At 74.8% G+C, this 19860-nt stretch carries 19 protein-coding genes; 14 read left to right on the top strand and 5 right to left on the bottom strand.

Annotation, left to right across the window (positions count from 1 at the left end; genetic code table 11):
- Positions 1-358: 358 nt before the first annotated feature.
- From BX285_RS36345 to BX285_RS36335, 3 genes are all read left to right on the top strand, one after another.
- Complete coding sequence (locus BX285_RS36345) at positions 359-1969, top strand: beta-propeller fold lactonase family protein (protein WP_147465309.1); 1611 nt, start codon at positions 359-361, stop codon at positions 1967-1969.
- Positions 1970-2137: 168 nt separating this feature from the next.
- A complete protein-coding gene (locus tag BX285_RS36340) occupies positions 2138-2893 on the top strand; it encodes a transcriptional regulator (protein WP_121179722.1) in 756 nt (251 codons plus the stop codon).
- 5 nt (positions 2894-2898) lie between these two features.
- The gene (locus BX285_RS36335) at positions 2899-4029 is read left to right on the top strand and encodes an aminotransferase class I/II-fold pyridoxal phosphate-dependent enzyme (RefSeq protein ID WP_121179721.1); all 1131 of its coding nucleotides are present in this window, start codon (positions 2899-2901) and stop codon (positions 4027-4029) included.
- Between the two features lie 126 nt (positions 4030-4155).
- On the opposite strand, the gene nagB is transcribed toward BX285_RS36335, so the two are convergent.
- Together nagB and BX285_RS36325 are read right to left on the bottom strand one after the other, a co-directional pair.
- A complete protein-coding gene (nagB, locus tag BX285_RS36330; protein WP_097234726.1) occupies positions 4156-4938 on the bottom strand; it encodes a glucosamine-6-phosphate deaminase in 783 nt (260 codons plus the stop codon).
- A 254-nt stretch (positions 4939-5192) separates the two neighbouring features.
- Positions 5193-5600, bottom strand: coding sequence for a hypothetical protein (locus BX285_RS36325; protein WP_147465308.1), 408 nt, complete (start codon positions 5598-5600; stop codon positions 5193-5195).
- A gap of 317 nt (positions 5601-5917) precedes the next feature.
- Here BX285_RS36325 and BX285_RS36320 point away from each other — a divergent pair, with 317 nt between their 5' ends.
- The 3 genes from BX285_RS36320 to BX285_RS36310 all read left to right on the top strand — a co-directional run bounded on the left by BX285_RS36320 (position 5918) and on the right by BX285_RS36310 (position 9424).
- Positions 5918-6679 carry a serine/threonine protein kinase gene (locus tag BX285_RS36320; RefSeq protein WP_121179719.1) on the top strand — a complete coding sequence of 254 codons (762 nt, stop codon included), beginning with the start codon at positions 5918-5920 and terminating at the stop codon, positions 6677-6679.
- Positions 6676-8232 carry a serine/threonine-protein kinase gene (locus BX285_RS36315; protein WP_121179718.1) on the top strand — a complete coding sequence of 519 codons (1557 nt, stop codon included), beginning with the start codon at positions 6676-6678 and terminating at the stop codon, positions 8230-8232. The genes BX285_RS36320 and BX285_RS36315 overlap by 4 nt, the downstream gene beginning before the upstream one ends.
- A gap of 91 nt (positions 8233-8323) precedes the next feature.
- Positions 8324-9424, top strand: coding sequence for a calcium:proton antiporter (locus tag BX285_RS36310; protein WP_121179717.1), 1101 nt, complete (start codon positions 8324-8326; stop codon positions 9422-9424).
- Positions 9425-9826: 402 nt separating this feature from the next.
- Here BX285_RS36310 and BX285_RS36305 read toward each other — a convergent pair whose 3' ends face one another.
- Complete coding sequence (locus tag BX285_RS36305) at positions 9827-10822, bottom strand: LPXTG cell wall anchor domain-containing protein (RefSeq protein WP_097234722.1); 996 nt, start codon at positions 10820-10822, stop codon at positions 9827-9829.
- A gap of 451 nt (positions 10823-11273) precedes the next feature.
- Between BX285_RS36305 and BX285_RS36300 the strand changes: the two genes are divergently transcribed.
- From BX285_RS36300 to BX285_RS36265, 8 genes are all read left to right on the top strand, one after another.
- Positions 11274-12557, top strand: a complete 1284-nt coding sequence (locus BX285_RS36300; protein ID WP_121179716.1) for a geranylgeranyl reductase family protein — start codon at positions 11274-11276, stop codon at positions 12555-12557.
- 279 nt (positions 12558-12836) lie between these two features.
- The gene (locus tag BX285_RS36295) at positions 12837-13511 is read left to right on the top strand and encodes a TNT domain-containing protein (protein ID WP_257032227.1); all 675 of its coding nucleotides are present in this window, start codon (positions 12837-12839) and stop codon (positions 13509-13511) included.
- Positions 13512-13635: 124 nt separating this feature from the next.
- Entirely contained in the window at positions 13636-14286 is a 651-nt protein-coding gene (locus BX285_RS36290) for a GNAT family N-acetyltransferase (RefSeq protein WP_218893053.1), read from the top strand.
- Positions 14287-14320: 34 nt separating this feature from the next.
- Positions 14321-15211: a DUF2268 domain-containing protein gene (locus tag BX285_RS36285; protein ID WP_097234719.1), complete on the top strand. Its 891-nt coding sequence runs from the start codon at positions 14321-14323 to the stop codon at positions 15209-15211.
- Between the two features lie 135 nt (positions 15212-15346).
- Positions 15347-15790: an HAD family hydrolase gene (locus tag BX285_RS36280; protein WP_121179715.1), complete on the top strand. Its 444-nt coding sequence runs from the start codon at positions 15347-15349 to the stop codon at positions 15788-15790.
- Positions 15791-15856: 66 nt separating this feature from the next.
- Entirely contained in the window at positions 15857-16264 is a 408-nt protein-coding gene (locus tag BX285_RS36275; RefSeq protein ID WP_147465307.1) for a DUF3040 domain-containing protein, read from the top strand.
- A gap of 4 nt (positions 16265-16268) precedes the next feature.
- Entirely contained in the window at positions 16269-16565 is a 297-nt protein-coding gene (locus tag BX285_RS36270; RefSeq protein ID WP_121179713.1) for a PRC-barrel domain containing protein, read from the top strand.
- Between the two features lie 62 nt (positions 16566-16627).
- Positions 16628-17212, top strand: a complete 585-nt coding sequence (locus BX285_RS36265; RefSeq protein WP_097234716.1) for a type 1 glutamine amidotransferase domain-containing protein — start codon at positions 16628-16630, stop codon at positions 17210-17212.
- Between the two features lie 75 nt (positions 17213-17287).
- Here the strand turns inward: BX285_RS36265 and ligD are convergent, their stop codons facing one another.
- Both ligD and BX285_RS36255 read right to left on the bottom strand, forming a co-directional pair.
- Entirely contained in the window at positions 17288-19141 is a 1854-nt protein-coding gene (gene ligD / locus BX285_RS39690; RefSeq protein ID WP_121179712.1) for a non-homologous end-joining DNA ligase, read from the bottom strand.
- Between the two features lie 103 nt (positions 19142-19244).
- A complete protein-coding gene (locus BX285_RS36255; RefSeq protein WP_121179711.1) occupies positions 19245-19670 on the bottom strand; it encodes a VOC family protein in 426 nt (141 codons plus the stop codon).
- Positions 19671-19860 lie beyond the last annotated feature (190 nt).

The following is a 19860-nucleotide window of genomic DNA, read 5'->3' as shown; positions in this document are numbered from 1 at the left end:
TCCACTGTCACCGGCGGAAGTTCCACGGCGCGCGGGAGCCGGGCCGGGGCTGAGCTACGGGCGGATCCGCCGGGCGGCGCCGTCGGGCAGTTCGGTGCGAACGGAGCCGTACTGGCCGGCCCGGCCCGGCCCGGCCCGGCCCGGCCCGGCCCGGCTCGGTGCGAGGGGAAGGCCATCACGGCGAATCGGTCGAATCTGAACAGTTGGCGACATTAACGGTCAGCTCCTGACGGCTGGTCAGGCAGGCTTCTACGCTTCCCCCGGCTCTGAGCCCGTACGGCCGACCCCCGACGTACCGACGTCCCCGCTGGAGAGATCCGTGAGAACACGCCGAGCACCCCGTCGCACCGTGACGGCCGTGACCGCGATAACCGCGGCCACGGCCGCACTGCTGTCCCAGCCGGCCACCGCCGCGGCCGCCGCGCCGCCGCCGACCGTCACGGCCCAGGTGCCGGTGGCGCCCTACCCGGCGGGCGTGGCCCTGGCGCCGGACGGCGGCCGCGCCTACGTGACCAGCCAGAGCACCGGCACCGTCAGCGTCGTGGACACCGCGAGCAACACCGTCACCGGCAGCTTCACCGCCGGCACCGGCTCGTACGCGGTCGCCCTCTCGCCCGACGGGCACCGCGCCTACCTGACGCACCACCTGGACAACACGGTCAGCGTCGTGGACACCGCGACCGACACCGTCACCGCGACCGTCCCGGTCGGCTCCCAGCCCTGGGGCCTCGTCCTCTCGCCGGACGGCTCGCGCGCCTACGTGAGCAACGCCGCCGCCAACACCGTGAGCGTGCTGGACACCTCGTCCAACGCGGTGACCGCGACCGTCCCGGTCGGCGCCGAGCCGCACGGCCTGGCCGTCTCGCCGGACGGCAGGCGGCTGTACGTGGCGGCCTCCGGCGACAAGGCGGTGAACGTGATCGACACCGTGGGCGGCGCGGTGGCCGCCACCGTTCCCGTCGGCCACAGCGCCTTCGGCCTCGCGCTCAGCCCGGACGGCGGCAGTCTCTGGGCGGCCGACGCCGACGACAGCACCGCCGCCGTGATCGACACCGCCGCGAACGCGGTCCTCGGCACCGTCCCGGTCGGCTCCGGTCCGTACGCCGTCACGGTGGCCCCGGACGGCACCGCCGCGTACGTGTCCAACTACGCCGACAACACGCTGAGCGTCGTGGACACCGCGAGCCGGACCGTCACCGCCACCGTCCCGGTGGGCGCGAGCCCGTACACCCTGGCGCTGACCGCCGACGGGCGGCACGGCTACCTCGCGGACTTCACCGGCGGCGCCGTCCAGGTGCTGAACTTCCCGCTGCCGGTGCCGGCCGTGACCGCGGTCAGCCCGAACGGCGGCTCCGGGGCGGGCGGCACCACGGTGACGGTCACCGGCACCGACCTCAACGGCGCCACCGCCGTGACCTTCGGCGCGGCCGGCCCCGCCACCGCGTTCAGCTGCACCAGGACCAGCTGCACCGCCACCGCGCCCGCCACCACCGTGACCGGAGCGGTGGACGTCCGGGTCACCACGCCGGGCGGTACCAGCGCGGCCGTCGCCGCGGACCGCTTCACCTACACGGCGCCGAGCGCCCACCTGGCCGTCGCGCTCACCGCGACCCCGGTCACCCAGCTGCTCGCGAGCCGCGTCGACTACACGGTCACCCTCACCAACCAGGGCCCTGACCAACTGACCTCGGCCACCGTCGCCGCGGCCCTGCCCAGCGGGCTGACCGCCACCTCCACCGACTGCTCGATCGCCGCCGGCAAGCTCACCTGCACGCTGGCCGCACCGCTCGCCAAGGGTGCGAGCACCACCCGGCACTTCTCGATCAACGTCGGTCTGCTCTCCCTGATCCGCAGCTGGGACGTCACCGTGGCCCGCACCGCCGGGGTGCCCGCCGACCCCTCGCCGGCCACCAGCAAGGACACCCGCAGCTGCTCCTCCGTCCTGGGGCTGGTCATCACCTGCACATAGCCGCCCGACCGTCCCGAGGACGAGCGCGCCGAGGACGAGCGCGCCGAGCATGAGCACACCGAGGACGGGCGGCGCGCCGAGGCCCCGCCGGAACCCGAGACGTTCCGGCGGGGCCTCTCCCGTCGGCGGTGCTGGACGAAACGTCCGAACCGGACGTACAGTCCAGGCATGCCTCCGGACACCTCCGCCCCGCCTTCGGACGCCCCCGACCCGCGGGTGCGGACCTTCTCCCCGGTCTGCCGCGCGGTGGCCCTGCTGCTCGGCCCCTACGCCGAGGTGGTGCTGCACGACCCCACCACCGACCGGGTGCTGGCCATCTGGAACCCGATGACCCCCCGGGCCCCCGGCGACCCGTCGCTGCTCGGCGAACTGGACGAGATCGACCCCTCCGCCCCCGACGTCTACGGCCCGTACGAGAAGCTGCTGCCCGACGGGCGCCGGCTCTCCTCGGTCAGCGCCGTGCTGCGCGACGACGCCGACCGGCCCGCGGCGGTGCTCTGCGTCAACCTCGACCGCGGGCCGTTGGAACAGGCCGCCGCCCTGCTGGCCGGCTTCGCCGCCCCCACCGCTCCGCGCCCCGAACCGCTCTTCGAACGCGACTGGACGGAGCGGATGAACGACGTCATCGGCGGCCACGTCCGCGCGCAGGGCCGCCCGCTGGAGCGCTTCACCCGCGAGGACCGGCTCGCCGTGCTGCGCGAACTGGACGAGGCCGGGGTGTTCGCCGTCCGCCGCGCCGTGCCCGCCGTCGCCACCGCACTGCGGATCTCCCGCTCCACCGCCTACAGCCTGCTCGCCGAGGTCAAGCACCCCGCCGGCCCCGCGCTCGCCGCGGGCCCCGCAAGCCCCGCAAGCCCCGCAAGCCCCGCAGGCTCCGCACGTCCGGCAGGCTCCGCAGGTCCCAGGAAGGACAGGAAGGAATAGCCCCCATGCCCCAGCTCCCCGACTTCCGGCTCGAAACCCACTTCTCGCGCTGGGAGTTCACCGCCCGCCACCACCTCACCGCCTCCGACGCGCAGACCATGACCATGGCCGAACTGCTCGCCCTGGCCGGCCCCGAGGACCGCGAGGCCTGGGACACCCTCGCCCTCGGCTACACCGAGACCTTCGGCGACCCCGGGCTGCGCCGGGCGATCGCCGGGATGTACGAGCGGATCGACGCGGACGACGTGATCTGCTTCGGCGGCGCCCAGGAGGGGATCGACCTCGCCATGCGGGTGCTGCTCGAACCGGGCGACCACGCGGTCGTGCTGACCCCGAACTACCAGTCCGCCGAGACCATCCCGCTCTCCCTGTGCGAGGTCACCGGCGTCGCCCTCGACGAGCGGCGGGACTGGGCGCTCGACCTCGACGCGGTCGAGGCGGCGCTGCGCCCGAACACCAAGGTGCTGTCGGTCAACTTCCCCAACAACCCGACCGGCGCGGTGATCGACGCCGCCGACTTCGTCCGGCTCGCCGAACTCTGCGACGAGCGCGGCATCCGGCTGTTCTCGGACGAGGTCTACCGCGGCCTGGAACGCGACCCGGCCCGCACCCTGCCGCAGGCGGCCGACCTCTCCGAACGCGCCCTCTCGCTCAACGTCACCTCCAAGTCGCTCGGCCTTCCCGGCCTGCGGATCGGCTGGATCGCTTGCCGGGACCGGGAGTTGCGCTCCCGGCTGGAGCGGGCCAAGCACTACGCCACGATCTGCAACTCGGCGCCGAGCGAGGTGCTGGCCCGGATCGCGATCACCGCCCGGGAGCGGATCCTGGAGCGCAACCGCGGCATCATCGCGGAGAACCTGCCGCAGTTCGACGCCTTCTTCGCCGAGTTCGCCGACCTCTTCGAGTGGCGCGCCCCGGACGGCGGCTGCGTCGCCTACCCGCGCTACCTCGGGGCGGACGGCGTGGAGGAGTTCTGCACGGCGCTGATCGAACAGGCGGGCGTCCTCCTGCTGCCCGCGAGCATCTTCCGGTCCGAGCTGACCCCCACCCCGACCGACCGCTTCCGGATCGGCGTCGGCCGCCGCGACCCGGCCCCGGCCCTGGACGCGCTCGCCGACTGGCTCCGCAAGCGCTGACCCGCCGGACCGCCGGCTGGTGGACGCAGCCGACCGTGGTGCCCGAACACCGGGGCGCCGGCCCACCGACCTCCTCGGTGGACCGGCGCCCCGGTCGTCACGGCTGCCGTGGCAGCTCGTGGGCGCTCAGAGCTTCTGCCAGGTCGGCTTGGCCGCGTAGGTGTCGCGGAAGTAGTCGGCGAGCTTGAGGCGGGAGGCGGCGGCCTCGTCGACCACCACGGTGGCGTGCGGGTGGAGCTGGAGGGCCGAGGCGGGGACGGCGGCGGACAGCGGGCCCTCGACGGAGAGGGCGACGGCCTCGGCCTTGGCCTCGCCGGTGGCCAGCAGGACCAGGTGGCGGGCCTCCAGGATGGTGCCGATGCCCTGGGTGATGACGTGGTGCGGGACCTCGTCGATGCTGTCGAAGAAGCGGGCGTTGTCCTCGCGGGTCTGCCGGGTCAGGGTCTTGATCCGGGTCCGGGAGGCGAGCGAGGAGCAGGGCTCGTTGAAGCCGATGTGGCCGTCCGTGCCGATGCCGAGCAGCTGGAGGTCGACGCCGCCGGCCTCGGCCAGTGCGCGGTCGTAGGCGGTGGCCGCGGCGGCGATGTCGGTCGCGTTGCCGTCCGGGCCCAGGAAGGAGTCCCCGGTCAGGCCGAGCGGTTCCACGACCTCGCGCAGCACCACCGAGCGGTAGGACTCCGGGTGGCCGGCGGGCAGGCCGACGTACTCGTCCAGCTGGCAGATCCGGGCCCGGGAGGCGTCCAGCCGGCCGTCGCGGACCCGCGCGGCGAGGGCCTGGTAGATCGGCAGCGGGGTCGAGCCGGTCGCCACGCCGAGCAGGGCGTCCGGCTTGTCGGTCAGCAGATCGGTGATCGCCGCGGCGATGAGTTCGCCGGCCGCAGGGGCGTCAGGGACGATCACGATTTCCATACTGGGTCCACCGTTCTGAGGCGAGGCTGAGGTCTAGACCTCCGAGGTCTAGACCAGTTTGCCGCGAACAGGTGCCCCAGGTCCACCCGGGCCAGGTCAACGGCGCTCCGAGGGGCTGGGGAGCGGTCGGGTCGGCCGCCGGGAACGGGGGTCCCGGCGGCCGACCCTGGGGGAGGCGCCACTGTTCGGTCGTTCAGCGCGCGGCTCGTCCGTTCAGTGCGCGGCTCAGTTGATCAGCGCCCGGTGGTGCGGGTTCAGAAGGGGCCGGTACACGTGGTGACCTGCTTGGCCGTGTCCAGAGCCGGGCCGGCGGTGGCGCAGATCATCCGCAGGTCGGTGGTGGTGACGCGCGGGGTGACGGCCTTGGCCGAGCCGAGCCGTACGGTGACGGCCGAGGCGGCGGTCTCCCACGGGCTGCCCCAGGCGGCCTGGGTGCGGACCTCGACCCGCACGATCGTCAACTGGGCCGGGTCGGCGACGACCTGGGCGACGCCGACGATGCCCTCGCCGTCGACCTGCGGCGAGACGCAGGGGCGGTTGAGGACCGTGGTGCAGGCCGTGGTGCCGGGCTCGGATGTGGCCGTGGCGGCCATGGCCGGGGCGGCCGTCAGGCCGGTGATCCCTGCCACCGTCATCATCACAGCTGCGATCCGAGTGCGCATGATTTGAACCTCCTTGGAAATTAAGGTGATCTCACTCCTTGAGATGAGTCTTGCACACAATGTGAACATCCGATGGTGTGCGTTACGTCACACTGATGGTGACCGTTCAACTACATACTGCAACATTCGCCGACTGTTCGACATCCGGCCAACTCGCGGCCTGACGGATGATCAGTTCGGGCGGCAGCACCATCCGCGACGGCAACTCAGGTGCGGCCCGGCCGGGTTGGCGGTGCCCCGTCACTCGTCCGGGTGGCGGTGTGCCACCCGGACGAATCGGGCGGATACCATCGACCCGATCCCACGGAGGTGGCTGCGTGGACACGGTCATCGTGCAACTCCCCGGTTCGGGGCCCGAGATGGCGCCCAGTGGGGCACCCGGCCTGCTGCGGATGGGCCCCGGCGAGGCCGCGCCGTTCGGGCGCGGCGAGCCCGGCCGGCCGCTCCCCATCCCGCTGCCCGACCAGGGCGTCTCCCGCCGTGCGGGCGAGGTCGTCGCGGCCGAGGACTACTGGCGGCTGTCCAACTTCAGCGCCTCCGCCACCTACGTCGTGGAGAACCTGGAGGGCGCCGGGGAGCACATCAAGGTGGCGCCCGGCCGGCTGGGCGCGCCGGTGCCGTTCGAACTCTCCCGGGTGCTGCTGCCCGCCCTCGGCGAACCCGCCTCCTTCAAGGTCTTCGCCCCCCAGCACGCCTACCTGGACGGCCGGCCGGGCGGGGCCGACGGCGAACACACCGTCAGCCCCTTCGCCCTCGACCCGACCGCCAAGTACTTCCTGGTGCTGCTGGCGCTCTGCGAACCCCGGCTGCGGTCCCCCTCCGCCGCCGCCGTCCCCGGCGCGACCGAGGTGCTGGCCCGGCTGCGCGCCCTGCCCTCCTGCCGCGGGCTGACCCGCTCGGCGGTGAACTACCACATCGACTACCTGGTGGAGACGAAGCTGCGGCTGCGCGAGCCGTACGAGGAGGGGCCGGGCGGCGGCAAGCGCGAGGAACTCGTCTCCCTGGCACTGCGGTTCGACCTCGTCCGGGAGGAGCACCTGCCGCTGCTCCCGCCCCGGCGCCCGGTCGCCCGGCCGTGACGCCCGCCCGGCCCGACCCGCCGCACCCCGGCAAGCAGCCCCCGGACCGGCGCCCGGATCCCACGAACGACCCCGCCGGCCCGGAGCCCCCCGAAGGCCTCGACCTCCCCGCCGGCTACCCGATCGCCGGCTACCGCACCGGCGCTTTCCTCGGCGCGGGCGCCTGGGGCAGCGTCCACGCCGCCGAGGGCCCGGACGGCACCCCGGCCGCCGTCAAGATCCTCGGCGCCGCCCGGTTCAGCCCCGGCCAGCGCCGGACCGTGGTCCGGATGGCCCGCAGCGAGCAGCGCTTCAGCCGCCTCGCCGACCACCCCCACCTGATCCGCACCCTCGCCGTGGTCACCGTCGAGGACCCGGACCACCCCGATCTGGACGGCGCCGTCGCCCTGGTGATGGAGCGCGCCGCCCGCAGCCTGCAGGACGTCCTGGCCGAAGCCCGCCCCGGTACGGCGGTGCCCGGCGCCGAGCGGATCCTCGCCGAGGTGTGCGCCGGGCTGACCCACATGCACCGGGCCGGCTGGGTACACGGGGACCTGAAACCGGCCAACATCCTCCTGATGCCCGACGGCACCGCCAAGATCGCCGACTTCGGCCTCACCGCCGAACTGGAGGGCACCCACGCCTACGCCCCGCCGCTGGGCTCGCCCGACCACGTCCCGCCCGAATGGTGGTCCCAGCGCACCGGCGCGCGCGGCATCGCCGTGCGCCCCAGCGCGGACATCTGGGCGTTCGGCGTGATCGCCCACCAGCTGCTCACCGGTGGCCTGCACCCCTTCCTCGGCGCCACCGCCCGGGCCCGTTCGCTGGCCGCCCAGGCGTACGCCCGCGGCGCGGCCCCGCTGCGGACGGACGAGGCGCTGCCGCCGCGCTGGCGGGCCGTGGTCGCCACCTGCCTGGCCCCCGGACGCGAGGAGCGCGCCCGTACCGACCTCGCCGCGCTGGTCGCCCGCGCCACCGCCCGCCCGGCCCGCAGCCGCCGCACCGTCGTACGGGCCGGGGCGGGCCTGCTCGCCGCAGCCCTCGCCGTCCTCGCGCTGGCCGGGGCGCCCGAGCCTGCCGGGCCGCCGCGCCACCGCGCCCCGCCGCCGCTGACCGGCGCGATCCCGGCCGGCTCGGACGTCCCACCCGCCTACCGGGGCATGATCGAGGTCGCCGCCCGGCGCTGCCCCGAACCGGAGGTCACCCCGGCGCTGCTGGCCGCGATGCTCAAGGCCGAGAGCGGCTTCGACCCGAACGCCGCCCGCCCGGAGACCGGCGAGTACGGCATCGCCATGTGGACGCCCGCGGTGTTCGAGGCCTGGGCCAAGGCGGCCACTCACGCCGGCCCGAAGTCCTACTTGGACCCGGGGGACGCGATCGCCGCCATGGGCAACTACGTCTGCTGGCTCGACCAGCAGCTCAAGCACGACGGCTTCACCCGCGACCTGCCCGCCCTGGTCACCGCCGCCTACCGGACCAGCGACAAGACCGTGACGGCGGCCGGCGGCGTGCCGGAACGGGTGCGGCCGCATGTCGAGCGGGTGCTCCGCTACCTCGCCGACTACGGCGGATGAGTGCACCTTCCGGGACGAGTCGGGCCACATCCACCCGGAGCACGGCGCGGGCGCCCGGGTGACGGCGACCCCGTCTGGGATCCTCTGCCGCATGATCACGAAGCTCCGCGCGGGTGCCGCGCAATGGACCGTCGTCGTTCCGGTGGTGTCGTTCGTCGTCCTCGCCCTGACCTGGCACGAGGACCTGCCCGGCTGGGTGGTGGGAGTGGTCGCCTGCTTCCTGGTGGCCGCCGTGCTGTCCGCCGTGCACCACGCCGAGGTCATCGCGCACTGGTCGGGGGAGCCGTTCGGATCACTGGTGCTCGCGGTGGCGGTCACCGTGATCGAGGTCGCCCTGATCGTGACGCTGATGGCCGACGGCGGGGCGAAGTCCTCGACCCTGGCCCGGGACACCGTCTTCGCCGCCGTGATGATCACCTGCAACGGCATCCTCGGCCTCTCCATCCTGGTCGCCGCGGTCAAGTACCGCACCGCCGTCTTCAACGCCGAGGGCACCGGCGCCGCGCTCGCCTGCATCGCCGCCCTGGCGACCCTCAGCCTGGTGCTGCCGACCTTCACCACCAGCTCCCCGGGCCCGCAGTTCTCGACCACCCAGCTGACCTACGCGGCCACCGCCTCGCTCGTCGTCTACGGGATGTTCGTGGCCACCCAGACCGTCCGGCACCGCGACTACTTCCTCGCCGTCAACACCGAGGGCCGGGTGCTGGACGAGGAGGAGCACGCCACCCCGCCCACCCTCCGGGCCGCCGGGGTCAGCCTGTTGCTGCTCGGTGTCGCACTGGTCTCGGTCGTCGGCCTGGCCAAGGGCGTCTCGCCGACCATCGAGAAGGCGGTGGAGGACGCCGGCCTCCCGCACGCCGTCGTCGGCGTGGTGATCGCCATGATGGTGCTCCTGCCGGAGACCATCGCGGCGCTGCGCGCGGCCGTCCGCAACCGGGTGCAGACCAGCCTCAACCTGGCCCTGGGCTCGGCGCTCGCCAGCATCGGCCTCACCATCCCGGCGGTCGCGATCGCCTCCAGCTGGCCGCCCGGCCCGCTCGTGCTCGGCCTGGACCCGGCCCACATGGTGCTGCTCACCCTGACGGTCGTGCTGGGCATCCTCACCGTCATCCCGCGCCGGGCGACACCGCTGCAGGGGGCGGTGCACCTGGCGGTGCTGGCGGGGTACGTGGTGCTGGCGGTGAACCCGTGACGGCGGGTCGTCCGTAGTCCCGGATGGAAGCCCCTGGCCCGTTCCCCCGTGCGGCCAGGGGCTTCCGGCGTCCCCGGACCGTCCCGCGTCCCGGACCGGGGCGGGAAAGCGTGAACCGATCGGGCCGGCCGGCCGTGGAACGGGGAGAGAGCACCTGGTCCGCCCCCGTGGCCGGGGGCCCTCGTCGTCCCGGCGCCGTCGGCAGCGCCCTCGGTCGTGAAGCCCCGAGGGCGCAGGCGCCTCCGGACGAGCCGGAGCCCCTGACCCCGCAGCTGCTCGCGGAGTCAGGGGCTCGGGCCTGCCCTGTGACAGGTCGGCGCCTCAGGAGGGCCGATGGCTCAGGGCCGATGGCTCAGGGCCGGTGCCTCAGCGCCGGTATCTCAGCGCCGAGAGGCCGGTGCCTCAGGAGGAGGTGCGGCGACGGCGGGTGTAGACCACTGCGCCCGCGCCGCCGAGCAGCAGGACCGTACCGGCGCCCGCGTACAGCAGGGTGCCGTCGCTACCGGTGCTGGCCAGGTTCTTGCCGTCCGAGGTGGCGCCCGGAATCGGGGTCGGGACGCTGACCTTGGCGGGCAGCTGCAGCGGCGCATCCGGGCTGACCTGGGTGTCCGTGGTCGGCGTGTGGACCGGCACGGTGGCGGTCGGCGGGGTCGACGGGCCCGGGTTCGGGGCGTCGGTCGGCTCGTCGGTGGCCGGGGCCGTGGGCGCAGGGGTGACGGGAGCCGAGGTGGTCGGCGCCGGGGTGGTCGGCGTGACGCTCGGGGTCTCCGACGGCTTCGTGGTGGGGGTGGCGGTCGCGGGCGCGCTCGGCGAGGCCGGAGCCGACGGGGTGTGCGACGGCGTGGTCGGCACGGTGGTCGGGCCGGACGACGGGGTCTTGGTCGGGGTCGGCTTCACGGTCGGCGAGGGCTTGCCGGTCGGGGCCGGGGTCTCACCGCCGCAGTCGACCTTGAAGACCTTGTGCTTGGGGTTGTTGAGCTGCGGGTCCTTCGGCAGCTCGCCGCCGACCAGCTCGACGGACTGCCAGTACAGCTTGTAGTGGCCGTCCGGCAGGTGGATGTCCTCGGTGCGGACGTGGCCCTTGCCGTCCACCGGGAGGTCGCCGTACGCGACGAGCTTCTCCTTGGGGCCGCCGCCGACGGTGGTGATCGCCCAGATCACGTCCTGGTTGGCGTCGAAACCGAAGGAGTCCAGGTAGAAGGTGCAGACCTTGGGCTCGTTGCGGACGTCCTCCTGGCCGGTGGCGGCGTCGTGGATCTTGACGGTGCCGTTGTTGCCGGGGGCTCCGCCCTTTCCACCGCCGCCCGCGGCGGCGTGGGCGGCGGGGGCGAGCAGCATGAGGGCGGCGGCGGTCGGGACGGCCACCAGGGTGCGTGCGGTGGTGGAGCGGATGCGCATCGGCGTTCCATCGGGTACGGCAGGCCGGGGACGAGCCTGCGCAGCGGGAGGGAGCCCCCGGTCGGACGGCCGGCGGGGGCCGGAGCCGTACGAGGGAGGGCACAAAAGTTCCCGCAGCGGGAAACGTGACGCAAGGGCGGTTTGGCCGAAATGCATCGCTGTGCACGGTTGGTCCGATGAGTTCGTTACAACGATCCGATCACCCGGTTGTCATGGATTTGTGCACGGTCCGACCCCCGGAGGCCGGTGCCGCGGTCAACTCCGCACCCCGGTCCGGCGGGTGAATCCGCGGAGCCGCGGTGGCCGGTATTGACCGGTCCCGGCGAGCGGCCTGCGTGTCGGGGCGGCGGGCGGGCACCGGGGTTCTCTATCGTCCGTCTGGAACCGCCCAGTCCGCCCAGTCCGCCGATCCCGTTGCGCATGCGACCGATCCGACCCGTGGGAGAGTGCGATGCCCGGCCCAGAGCAGACCGCCGAGGAGAGCGCCGACGTCATCGTGGTCGGGGCCGGCCCGGCCGGCTCCACCGCTGCCGCCCACCTCGCCCGGACCGGCCTGGACGTCCTCCTGCTGGAGAAGTCCGCCTTCCCGCGCGAAAAGGTCTGCGGGGACGGCCTCACCCCGCGCGTCGTCAAGCAGTTGACCGACCTCGGCATCGACGTCTCCGAGGAGGCCGGCTGGCTGCACAACCGCGGCCTGCGGCTGATCGCCGGGCGGCGCTCGCTGGAGTTCGACTGGCCCGAGCTCTCCGCCTTCCCCGGGTACGGACTCGTCCGCCGCCGCGCCGACTTCGACCAGCTGCTCGCCCGCAAGGCCGCCTCCCTTGGCGCCCGCCTCGTCGAACGCGCCAACGTGGCGGGCCCGTTGGTGGACGAGCGGACCGGACGGATCACCGGGGTCACCGCCAGACTGGGCGAGGAACGCCGGCCGGTCGCCTACCGGGCCCCGATCGTCGTCGCTGCCGACGGCAACTCCACCCGGCTGTCCGTCGCCATGAAGCGCTACCGCCGCACCGACCGGGCGATGGGCGTCGCCTACCGCACCTACTTCACCACCCCGCGCCACGCGGACCGCTACCTGGAGGCCTGGCTCGACCTGCGCGACCCCGCCGACCCGGCCGGCCGCGTCCTGCCCGGCTACGCCTGGGTGTTCGGCATGGGCGACGGCACCGCCAACGTCGGCCTCGGCGTCCTCGACACCGCGAACACCGACGTCGACTGGCGCGAGCTGCTGCGCCGCTGGTGCGACCGTCTGCCGCCCGCGTACGGCTACACCCCCGACGCCGTCACCGAACCGATCCGCGGCGCCGCCCTTCCCATGGGCCTCAACCGCCAACCCCACTACGGCGACGGCCTGTTGCTCGTCGGCGACGCCGGCGGCACGGTCAGCCCGGGCACCGGCGAGGGCATCGCCTACGCGATGGAATCCGGCCGCTACGCCGCCGAGACCATCGTCCAGGCCCTCGCCCGCCGCACCGACCGCGGCCGCGAACTCGCCCTGCACGGCTACCCGCAGGCGCTGCGCTCCGCCTACGCCGGCTACTTCGCGCTCGGCCGGCTCGCCGCCGGCCTGCTCGGCCGCCCCAAGCTGCTCGGCACCGCCGGGGCCGCCGGACTCGGCCACCCGGCGCTGCTGAAGGTGGCGTTCCGGCTGATGGTCAACCTGACCGAGCCCAACTCCAAGGACGCCCTCGACCGGGTGCTCCACCTGGTCGGACGGGTCGCGCCGGGGCGCTGACGGGGCGCTGACGGGACGCTGACGGGGCCGCCGGGGCCGTTCAGCCATCCGGATGACTCGGATCACTCGGATGATGCGGATGATGCGGATGACCGGCCCCGGCGCCCCCGGGCTGGCCGAAACCGGGGATTCCGGTCGGTGCACCGCCACGTCGTGTTGACGAATGATCAGCAGATCCGCTTGCCTGGTGCCGAACCAGCCACGGAGGGTGAGCACCACCCGCCTCCGTGGCTCCTTCTCCACCACCCTCCCACCGCCGACCCGTCCGACGGAGACACCGTGCGCCTTCGCCTTCGCCTGCTTGCCGCACCCCTCGTGGCAGCCGCCGCCGTGCTCGCCCCGAGCCTCCCGGCCGCCGCTGCCGCCCCGGCCACCACCGCCGCACAGGCGGCCACCCCGTCCGACCAGTGCTCCGCAGCCTTCCACGACGGCGACGCCCGCCTCGGCCCGCAGGACCTCCCCACCACCGGCCCGGTCGGCCGTCAGCTCCTCGGCTACCAGCGCACCGGCGGCGCGAGCGACCAGGACTTCCTCGCGAAGTACTACGATCCGGCCGCCAACGGCGGCAAGGGCGGCTGGATCTACCCGCCGTCCGACGGCTACGTCACCCTGCCGGACGGCAGCCCGATCGAGTTCGACCTCACGCTCTACCCGAACCAGAACATCGACCGCTACGGCAGCGAGTACGGCGCCTTCCTCGCCCCCGAGGGCCTGCCGTACGCCAGCCGCGCCATCCCGCCGCAGAGCCTGGACGGCAACCCGCCGGCCGGCTGCAACTACCACGACTACAAGGTGGTCAAGGCGTTCACGGTGCACGCCGGCCCGATCGCGCCGTGGTTCAACCAGCCCGGCTGGGGCCTGCAGTACCAGCTCGACGCGGCCCTGGTGCCCGGCGGCCCGGCCAAGCTGAACGTCCTCTGGCTGGTGGACAACGGGTACCTGGCCCGGATCTGACCCCCGCCGCCGCTCGACGACAGGCCCCGGCGGCGGCCTCCGGTGCCCGGCCCGCCCGGCCGGGTACCGGATCGTTCGCGTTATTCGCTGGCAGCCGTGGGAGGGCGGGGGATAGGAAGGCCGGGTGACCACCAGCGACCCCGCCGCGACGCCCGCCGACCGGCGCGTCTTCCGTCCCACCGTCCTCGACCTCGGCGACGTCCGGCTGAGCCCCTGGGGCCGCGCCCTCGACCTCGCCGGCGGCACCGTCCCCGCGCTCGTCGCCGCGGCGGCCGACCCCGAGATCGCCCACTGGAACCCGCTGCACACCGCCGATCCGGCCGCCGCCGAGGCCTACCTGGACCGCTGCGACGCCCGCTGGGCCGACGGCAGCTCGGCCGCCTTCGCGATCACCGACGCGGCCGACGCCACCCTGCTCGGCAACGCCTACCTGGAGTGGACCGACCCGGGCAACGGAGTCGTCATGGTCGGCTACTGGCTGCTCGCCGCCGCCCGCGGCCGCGGCCTCGCCACCCGCGCCACCACCGCCGTCACCCGCTGGGCCGTCGAAGCCGCCGGCGCCCGCCGCATCGAGCTCTACCACTTCGTCGACAACGGCGCCTCCTGCCGGGTCGCCGTCCGCGCCGGCTTCCCGTACGAGGGCACCCTGCGGGCCTCCTACCGGCGCGCCGGGGGAGAGTACGCGGACGAGCACCTGCACGCCCGCCTGGCCACCGACCCCTTCACCGACACTCACCGGGGTGACCTCACCGGGGTTGACCCCCGCCGGGGTTGACCCTCACGCAACGGAAGGCCCTAGCGTCCTGGTCATGAAGATCATCGTTCATGACACGGCGAGCGCAATGCTCGACCTGCTCAGCCGCCCCGTAGCCGAACGGACCGACGCCCTCAGGGAGTTGTACCGCCCCCTGGAGGGCGTGCTGTCCGCGGTGCTGGGCCAGGCCGACCTGGTGGCGATGCACCGGATGGGCAGCGGCTTCCGGCTCGACCGCGAGGACGAGCGGTACCTGCCCGCCGTGCGGCAGATGCAGGAGGCGGCCGTCTGGCAGCGGGTCGAGCAGTCGCTCGAAGCCGCGTGGGAGCGGATCGACGGCGCGGTGCCCGGCGTCGCGCACGCCGATACCGTGCACGTCGTGCTGGTGCTCGGCGACCCGGACGACGAGCACCTGGTCGTCCGCAACGGCGGCTACTTCGGCATGGGCGGCTTCCCTGGCGCGATCCAACTGCTGATGTGGCCCACCGAGACCGCCCTGGCCAAGATCGGCCACGCCGCCGCCCACGAGCTCCACCACAACGTCCGCTACGCCAACGTGACCTGGAACCCGGCGACCGTCACCGTCGGCGAGCAGGTCGTCGCCGAGGGACTGGCCGAGGCCTTCGTGCGGGAACTGGCCGGGGAACAGGCCCTGGGCCCGTGGGCCACCTCGCTGACCGGGGCCGAGCTGGACCACGCCTACCGGAAGGTCACCGCCGGGATCGACGTCTCCGGGATGCAGAACCTGCCCCCGTACGTCTACGGCGACCCGACCGCGCGGCTGATGGGCTGCGAGCCGGTGGGCCTGCCGCACGCCGCCGGGTACGCGGCCGGCCTGCGGATCGCGGACGCCCACCTCGCCGCCACCGGCCTGACCGCCGCCGCGAGCGTCGCGCTGCCCGCCCGCGAGGTCCTGGCCAACGCGGGGGTGCCGACCGACGCGTGACCGGCGTGCCGACCGGGTAGGGCGTCGTCGCTGCCCGGGCGCCCGCCGTCGGCAGGCAGCGCGCGGGGCGGGGGAGCGGCCTAACCTGGAAGGGCGCGTACGGTGCTCGGCCGGTACGGACGGGAAACGGTGGCCATGACGGTGATCTCGGCGGCACTCTTCGGCAGCGACTGGCGGCCCGGGCTTCCCGGCGGTGCCGAGCTGCTGCGCGAGTGCGCCGCCCGGGGCTGGACCGTGGTGCTGACCGGGCCCGGGCCCGTCGGGGTGCCGGCGCTGACCGTGGCCGAACCCGGGGGCGACCCGGTGCGGGCCGCGCTGGAGCTGGTGGACGGCGTCCCCTCGCACGCCGTGGCCGTCGCCGGCAGTGTGCGCGAGGTGCGGGCGGCGCGGCGGGTCGGGGTGCCGTGCGTCGCCCTGGAGGCCGGCGGGGACGCCGGTCCGGAGCTGCTGGCGGCGGGTGCGGCCGAGGTCCACCGCGACGCCGCCGGCCTGCTGCGCGTCCTGGACGACAGCCTGCTCGCCCGCCCCCGGGCCTTCGGACCCGTGGGCGCGGGAGCGGGCGGCGCCGGGAGCGGTTAGCGCCAGTCCGTACCGGGCAACCGCCCGGGTGTGAGCACGTCACCGGAAGTGTCGGAGGTGACCGAGATGGACGGACCCGCTTTGAGCGGATGGGAGCGGCGGCTCCTCGAAGAGATCGAGTCCGATCTGCGCCAGGACACACGGCTCGACCGGAAACTGAGCACGATGGGCGCCAAGCGGCCCGGCCGGGTCCGGGGCGCGCTCCGCGCGGTCGGGCGCCGGATCTCGGCGGGGGTCGCGCTGACCGCCCTCGTGATGACGGCGATCTGCCTCGGCGTGGGCGTACGGACCCCGACCACGGCCGTACTGACCGCGCTCGGGGTGGTCTGGGCGGCCTCGGTGGCGGCCGCGGTCGCCGCCTCGGAGCTGTTGCGCCGCCGCAGCGCCGCCCGCGAGGGCCGGAGCGACACCGTCCGGCCCGAGGAGAGCCGCGAGCGCCGCGAACGGCGGCCCTGGGATCGACCGGAGGCGTGAGCGCATGAGCACCGACCTGTGGGAGTACCGCCCGGGCGCCCATCCTGCCGCCGACTTGGGCCTGTTCGGGTACGAGGTGCTGGCCACCGACGGCCCGGTCGGGCGGGTCGAACAGGACACCGGGGACCATCTGTTGGTCGAAGCCGGGCCCTGGGTGCCGGGCACCCGGGTGCTCGTCCCGGTCGGCCTGGTCGCCCGCGTCGACCACCTGATGCTGGCCGTCCACCTCGACTGCCCGCGGGCCAGGCTCAGCTCAGCCCCGCCCGCCGCCGTCGACCTGGCCGCGCCCGGTCCGCGCTGAGCCCGGCCCGGGGCGCCGTCGAAACTCGCCGTCGAACCACCGAATCACCGAGGTACTGAGCCATGGGCTGGTCGTCCACCACGCTCACCGGCCGCACGATCGCCTTCCTGGTCGCGCCGTACGGCGTCGAGCAGGTCGAACTGACCTCCCCCTGGCAGGCGGTCGCCGAGGCCGGCGGCACCCCGCGCCTGCTGTCCACCGCGCCGGGGCGGGTCCAGGCCGTCCGGCACCGCGCCCAGGCCGACACCTTCGCCGTGGACGCCCTGGTCGCCGAGGCGGACCCGGCCGACTACGACGGCCTGGTGCTGCCCGGCGGCGTCGCCAACCCCGACCACCTGCGCCTGGACCGGGCCGCCGTCGCCTTCGTGCACGCCCACTGCGCCGCCGGCCGCCCGACCGCGGCGATCTGCCACGCCCCGTGGACCCTGATCGAGGCCGACGCCGTGCGCGGCCGCACCCTCACCTCCTGGCCCAGCCTGCGCACCGACCTGGTCAACGCCGGTGCCCACTGGGTGGACGAGGCGGTCCACGTCTGCCAGGACGGCCCCGGCTTCCTCGTCACCAGCCGCAAACCGGGCGACCTGCCGCTCTTCGAGGACGCGTTCGTCACGGAGTTCGCCCACGCGACGGCGAAGCGGCGGGCCTGAGGGGGCGAGGCAGCGGGCCTGACGGCAGGCCCGGAAGCCGCACCGGTGAGCCGGTGGTGAGCCGTTGAGCCGGGATCAGTCGCCCCGGAGACGGACGAAGGTGGCGGTGGGCGGGCGCCCGGTGAGGGTGAGTTCGGCGCGCAGCGGGGCCGTGAGGGGGTGGACCGGGCCGTGGTCGGGGTCGGTGGCGGCCGGACCGAGCAGGGGGCCGGCGAGCTCGGCGACCGCGCGGGACTGCACGGGGGTGAGCCGGGGGGTGGTGAGGAAGACGCGGCCGTCGTCGAGCTGGAGGATCAGCGCGTGCGGGTGGGCGGCCGGGCCGGTGAGGGCGCGGACGGTGGCGTCGAGGGTGTCGCTGCGACGGTACTTGACCCAGGTGCGGCCGGCCCCGCGCGGGCGGTAGGGGGAGCCGGCGGCCTTGCAGACCAGGCCCTCCACCCCGGTGTCCGCGAGCTGTTCCACCCACTCCAGCGCCTCCGCCCGGTCCGTGGTCGCCATCACCGGCTGGATCGGCGGCGGGACGTCGGCCAGGGCGGCGAGCAGCAGGCGGCGGCGGTCGGTGAGCGGCAGCCGGCGGACGTCGCGGCCGGGCAGCGCCAGCACGTCGAAAGCGATCAGGCCGAGCGCGACCTCCGGGGCGGCGGCCCGGGCCTGCCGGGTGCGCAGCAGTTCGCCGAAGGCGAACCGGCCGCCGCGCCAGGCGACCAGCTCGGCGTCGAGTACCAGCCCCTCGGGCAGCCGGGCGACGGCGGCGGCGATCGGCGGGAACTCGGGGGCGAGGTCGCGGCCGGTGCGGGACTGCAGGAACGGCGGGCCGTCGCCGCGGGCGAAGGCGACGCAGCGGAAGCCGTCCAGCTTCAGCTCGTACTGCACGCCCGCGCCGCCCAGGCCGTCGGCGGGCGGTACGGCGGTGACGGCGGCGGGGCGCATCACCTCGACGGGCGGGTGCAGCACCTGGCGCGCCCGGCGCGGCCGGCCGGGCGAAGGCGCGGGCGGGCCCGGGGGTTCGGGCGAGGCCGCCGACGGAGGTACGGGCGGGGCTGCCGCCGACGGGGCGGCGGGCAGCGGGCGGGCCTGCCCGGGGTCCAGCAGCGGGGCGAACAGGTCGCCGTGGGCGGCCAGTCGGTCCGGCACCTCGGCCAGGGTGAAGGCCAGTTCCTCCTCGCCGCCGGCCCGCTCCAGCTCGGCCCAGGACACCGGGGTGGAGACCGTCGGCCGCGGTCGGGCCCGCAGGGTGTACGGCGCGGCGGTGGTCTTCTTGGCGTTGTTCTGCGACCAGTCGACCAGCACCCGGCCCCGGCGCCGGGCCTTGGCCATGGTGTGCACCACCAGCTCCGGGTGCTCGGCCTCCAGGGCGGCGGCCAGCGCCTTCGCGTAGCCGGAGACCCGGGCGCTGGGCGTGGGCTCGATCGGCACCAGCAGGTGCAGCCCTTTGGAACCGGAGGTCTTCACCCAGGAGGCGAGGCCGTCGGCCGCGAGCCGTTCGCGCAGCAGCAGCGCGACGGCCCGGCAGGTGAGCAGGTCCGCGCCCTCGCCGGGGTCGAGGTCCAGGACCAGCCGGTCGGCGAGGGCGGGCGCGGCCGCGTGCCACTGCGGGACGTGCAGCTCCAGGCAGCCCAGGTTGGCGAGCGCGAGCAGCGCCGCGCCGTCCTCCAGCACCACCTGGCGCAGCTCGCCGGTGTTGCTCGGCACCTCGACGCTGCGCACCCAGTCCGGGGTGCCGGGCGGAGGGTTCTTGGCGACGAACACCTCCGCCTCCACGCCGTCCGGGCAGCGCAGGAAGGAGACCGGACGGTCGCGCAGGTGTGGGAGCAGGGCGGTGTGCACGGCGGCGTAGTAGCGCAGTACCTCGCCCTTGAGGGTGCCGGTGCGCGGGTAGTACACCTTGTCGAGGTGGGAGAGGGCGAGGGTGCGCCCGTCCACCGTCATCTGCGGCACGGTCCGCCTCCGAAGCCTCCGGCAGGGTGGCCCCCGCAGCCAGTCTGCCCCGGTTCGGCGGCTGCCGCCCCGGCGGCCGAACCAAGCGGCGGGCTCAGCCCGCGGCGGGCCGGGGCGCGCCCGGGTAGGTGCCGAAGTACCAGTGGTTGCCCTCCGGGTCGGCGGCGGCGAAGTCCCGGGAGCCGTAGTCCGTCTCGTGCAGCGCGATGGTGATCCGGGCGCCGGCCGCGATCGCGCGGGCGTGTACGGCGTCCGGGTCGGCGGTGACCACGTACGCGGTGAAGGTGCCCGGGCGGCCCGGCCAGGGCTCGGCACCCTCGGCGGTCTCGCGGTCGGAGCCGAGCATCACCCCGCCGCCCTCGGGCCAGGCGAGTTCGGCGTGGGCGACGACCTCGCCCTCACCGTAGGTGACCACCTCCCGGAAGCCGAAGGCCTCCACCAGGAAGCGGATCAGAGCCCGGGCGTCGGTGGCACGCAGGGTGGGCCAGACCTGCGGGGCGGGGGTCTCGGTGGCATCCATGGCTGTCTCCTCGGGAGCGGCTGGGGAGGGTGCGGGATTCCGCTACGGCTCCCACTCTGCGACCGTCCCGGCGGCCGCGCCTCGGACGTTTCGGAACTTCGCCGTCCGCGGCCCCTCCGCCGCCGGCCAGACACCGGGCGCCACCCCGGCCGGCGCCCGGAACTCGCGGGCCAGGTGCGCCTGGTCGAAG

Origin of the sequence: Streptomyces sp. 1114.5, from assembly GCF_003635085.1 — a bacterium.
Lineage (GTDB): Bacteria > Actinomycetota > Actinomycetes > Streptomycetales > Streptomycetaceae > Kitasatospora.
The sequence above is the reverse complement of the archived record's forward strand: the minus strand, read 5'-3'. Positions and strand labels throughout refer to the sequence as shown.

Bases quoted from the DNA above. Each gene is read 5' to 3' on its own strand.
- BX285_RS36340 (WP_121179722.1), top strand. From the start codon at position 2,138: ATGCCTCCGGACACCTCCGCCCCGCCTTCGGACGCCCCCGACCCGCGG.
- BX285_RS36335 (WP_121179721.1), top strand. From the start codon at position 2,899: ATGCCCCAGCTCCCCGACTTCCGGCTCGAAACCCACTTCTCGCGCTGG.
- nagB (WP_097234726.1), bottom strand. From the start codon at position 4,938: ATGGAAATCGTGATCGTCCCTGACGCCCCTGCGGCCGGCGAACTCATC.
- BX285_RS36325 (WP_147465308.1), bottom strand. From the start codon at position 5,600: ATGCGCACTCGGATCGCAGCTGTGATGATGACGGTGGCAGGGATCACC.
- BX285_RS36310 (WP_121179717.1), top strand. From the start codon at position 8,324: ATGATCACGAAGCTCCGCGCGGGTGCCGCGCAATGGACCGTCGTCGTT.
- BX285_RS36305 (WP_097234722.1), bottom strand. From the start codon at position 10,822: ATGCGCATCCGCTCCACCACCGCACGCACCCTGGTGGCCGTCCCGACC.
- BX285_RS36300 (WP_121179716.1), top strand. From the start codon at position 11,274: ATGCCCGGCCCAGAGCAGACCGCCGAGGAGAGCGCCGACGTCATCGTG.
- BX285_RS36285 (WP_097234719.1), top strand. From the start codon at position 14,321: ATGAAGATCATCGTTCATGACACGGCGAGCGCAATGCTCGACCTGCTC.
- BX285_RS36280 (WP_121179715.1), top strand. From the start codon at position 15,347: ATGACGGTGATCTCGGCGGCACTCTTCGGCAGCGACTGGCGGCCCGGG.
- BX285_RS36275 (WP_147465307.1), top strand. From the start codon at position 15,857: ATGGACGGACCCGCTTTGAGCGGATGGGAGCGGCGGCTCCTCGAAGAG.
- BX285_RS36270 (WP_121179713.1), top strand. From the start codon at position 16,269: ATGAGCACCGACCTGTGGGAGTACCGCCCGGGCGCCCATCCTGCCGCC.
- BX285_RS36265 (WP_097234716.1), top strand. From the start codon at position 16,628: ATGGGCTGGTCGTCCACCACGCTCACCGGCCGCACGATCGCCTTCCTG.
- ligD (WP_121179712.1), bottom strand. From the start codon at position 19,141: ATGACGGTGGACGGGCGCACCCTCGCCCTCTCCCACCTCGACAAGGTG.
- BX285_RS36255 (WP_121179711.1), bottom strand. From the start codon at position 19,670: ATGGATGCCACCGAGACCCCCGCCCCGCAGGTCTGGCCCACCCTGCGT.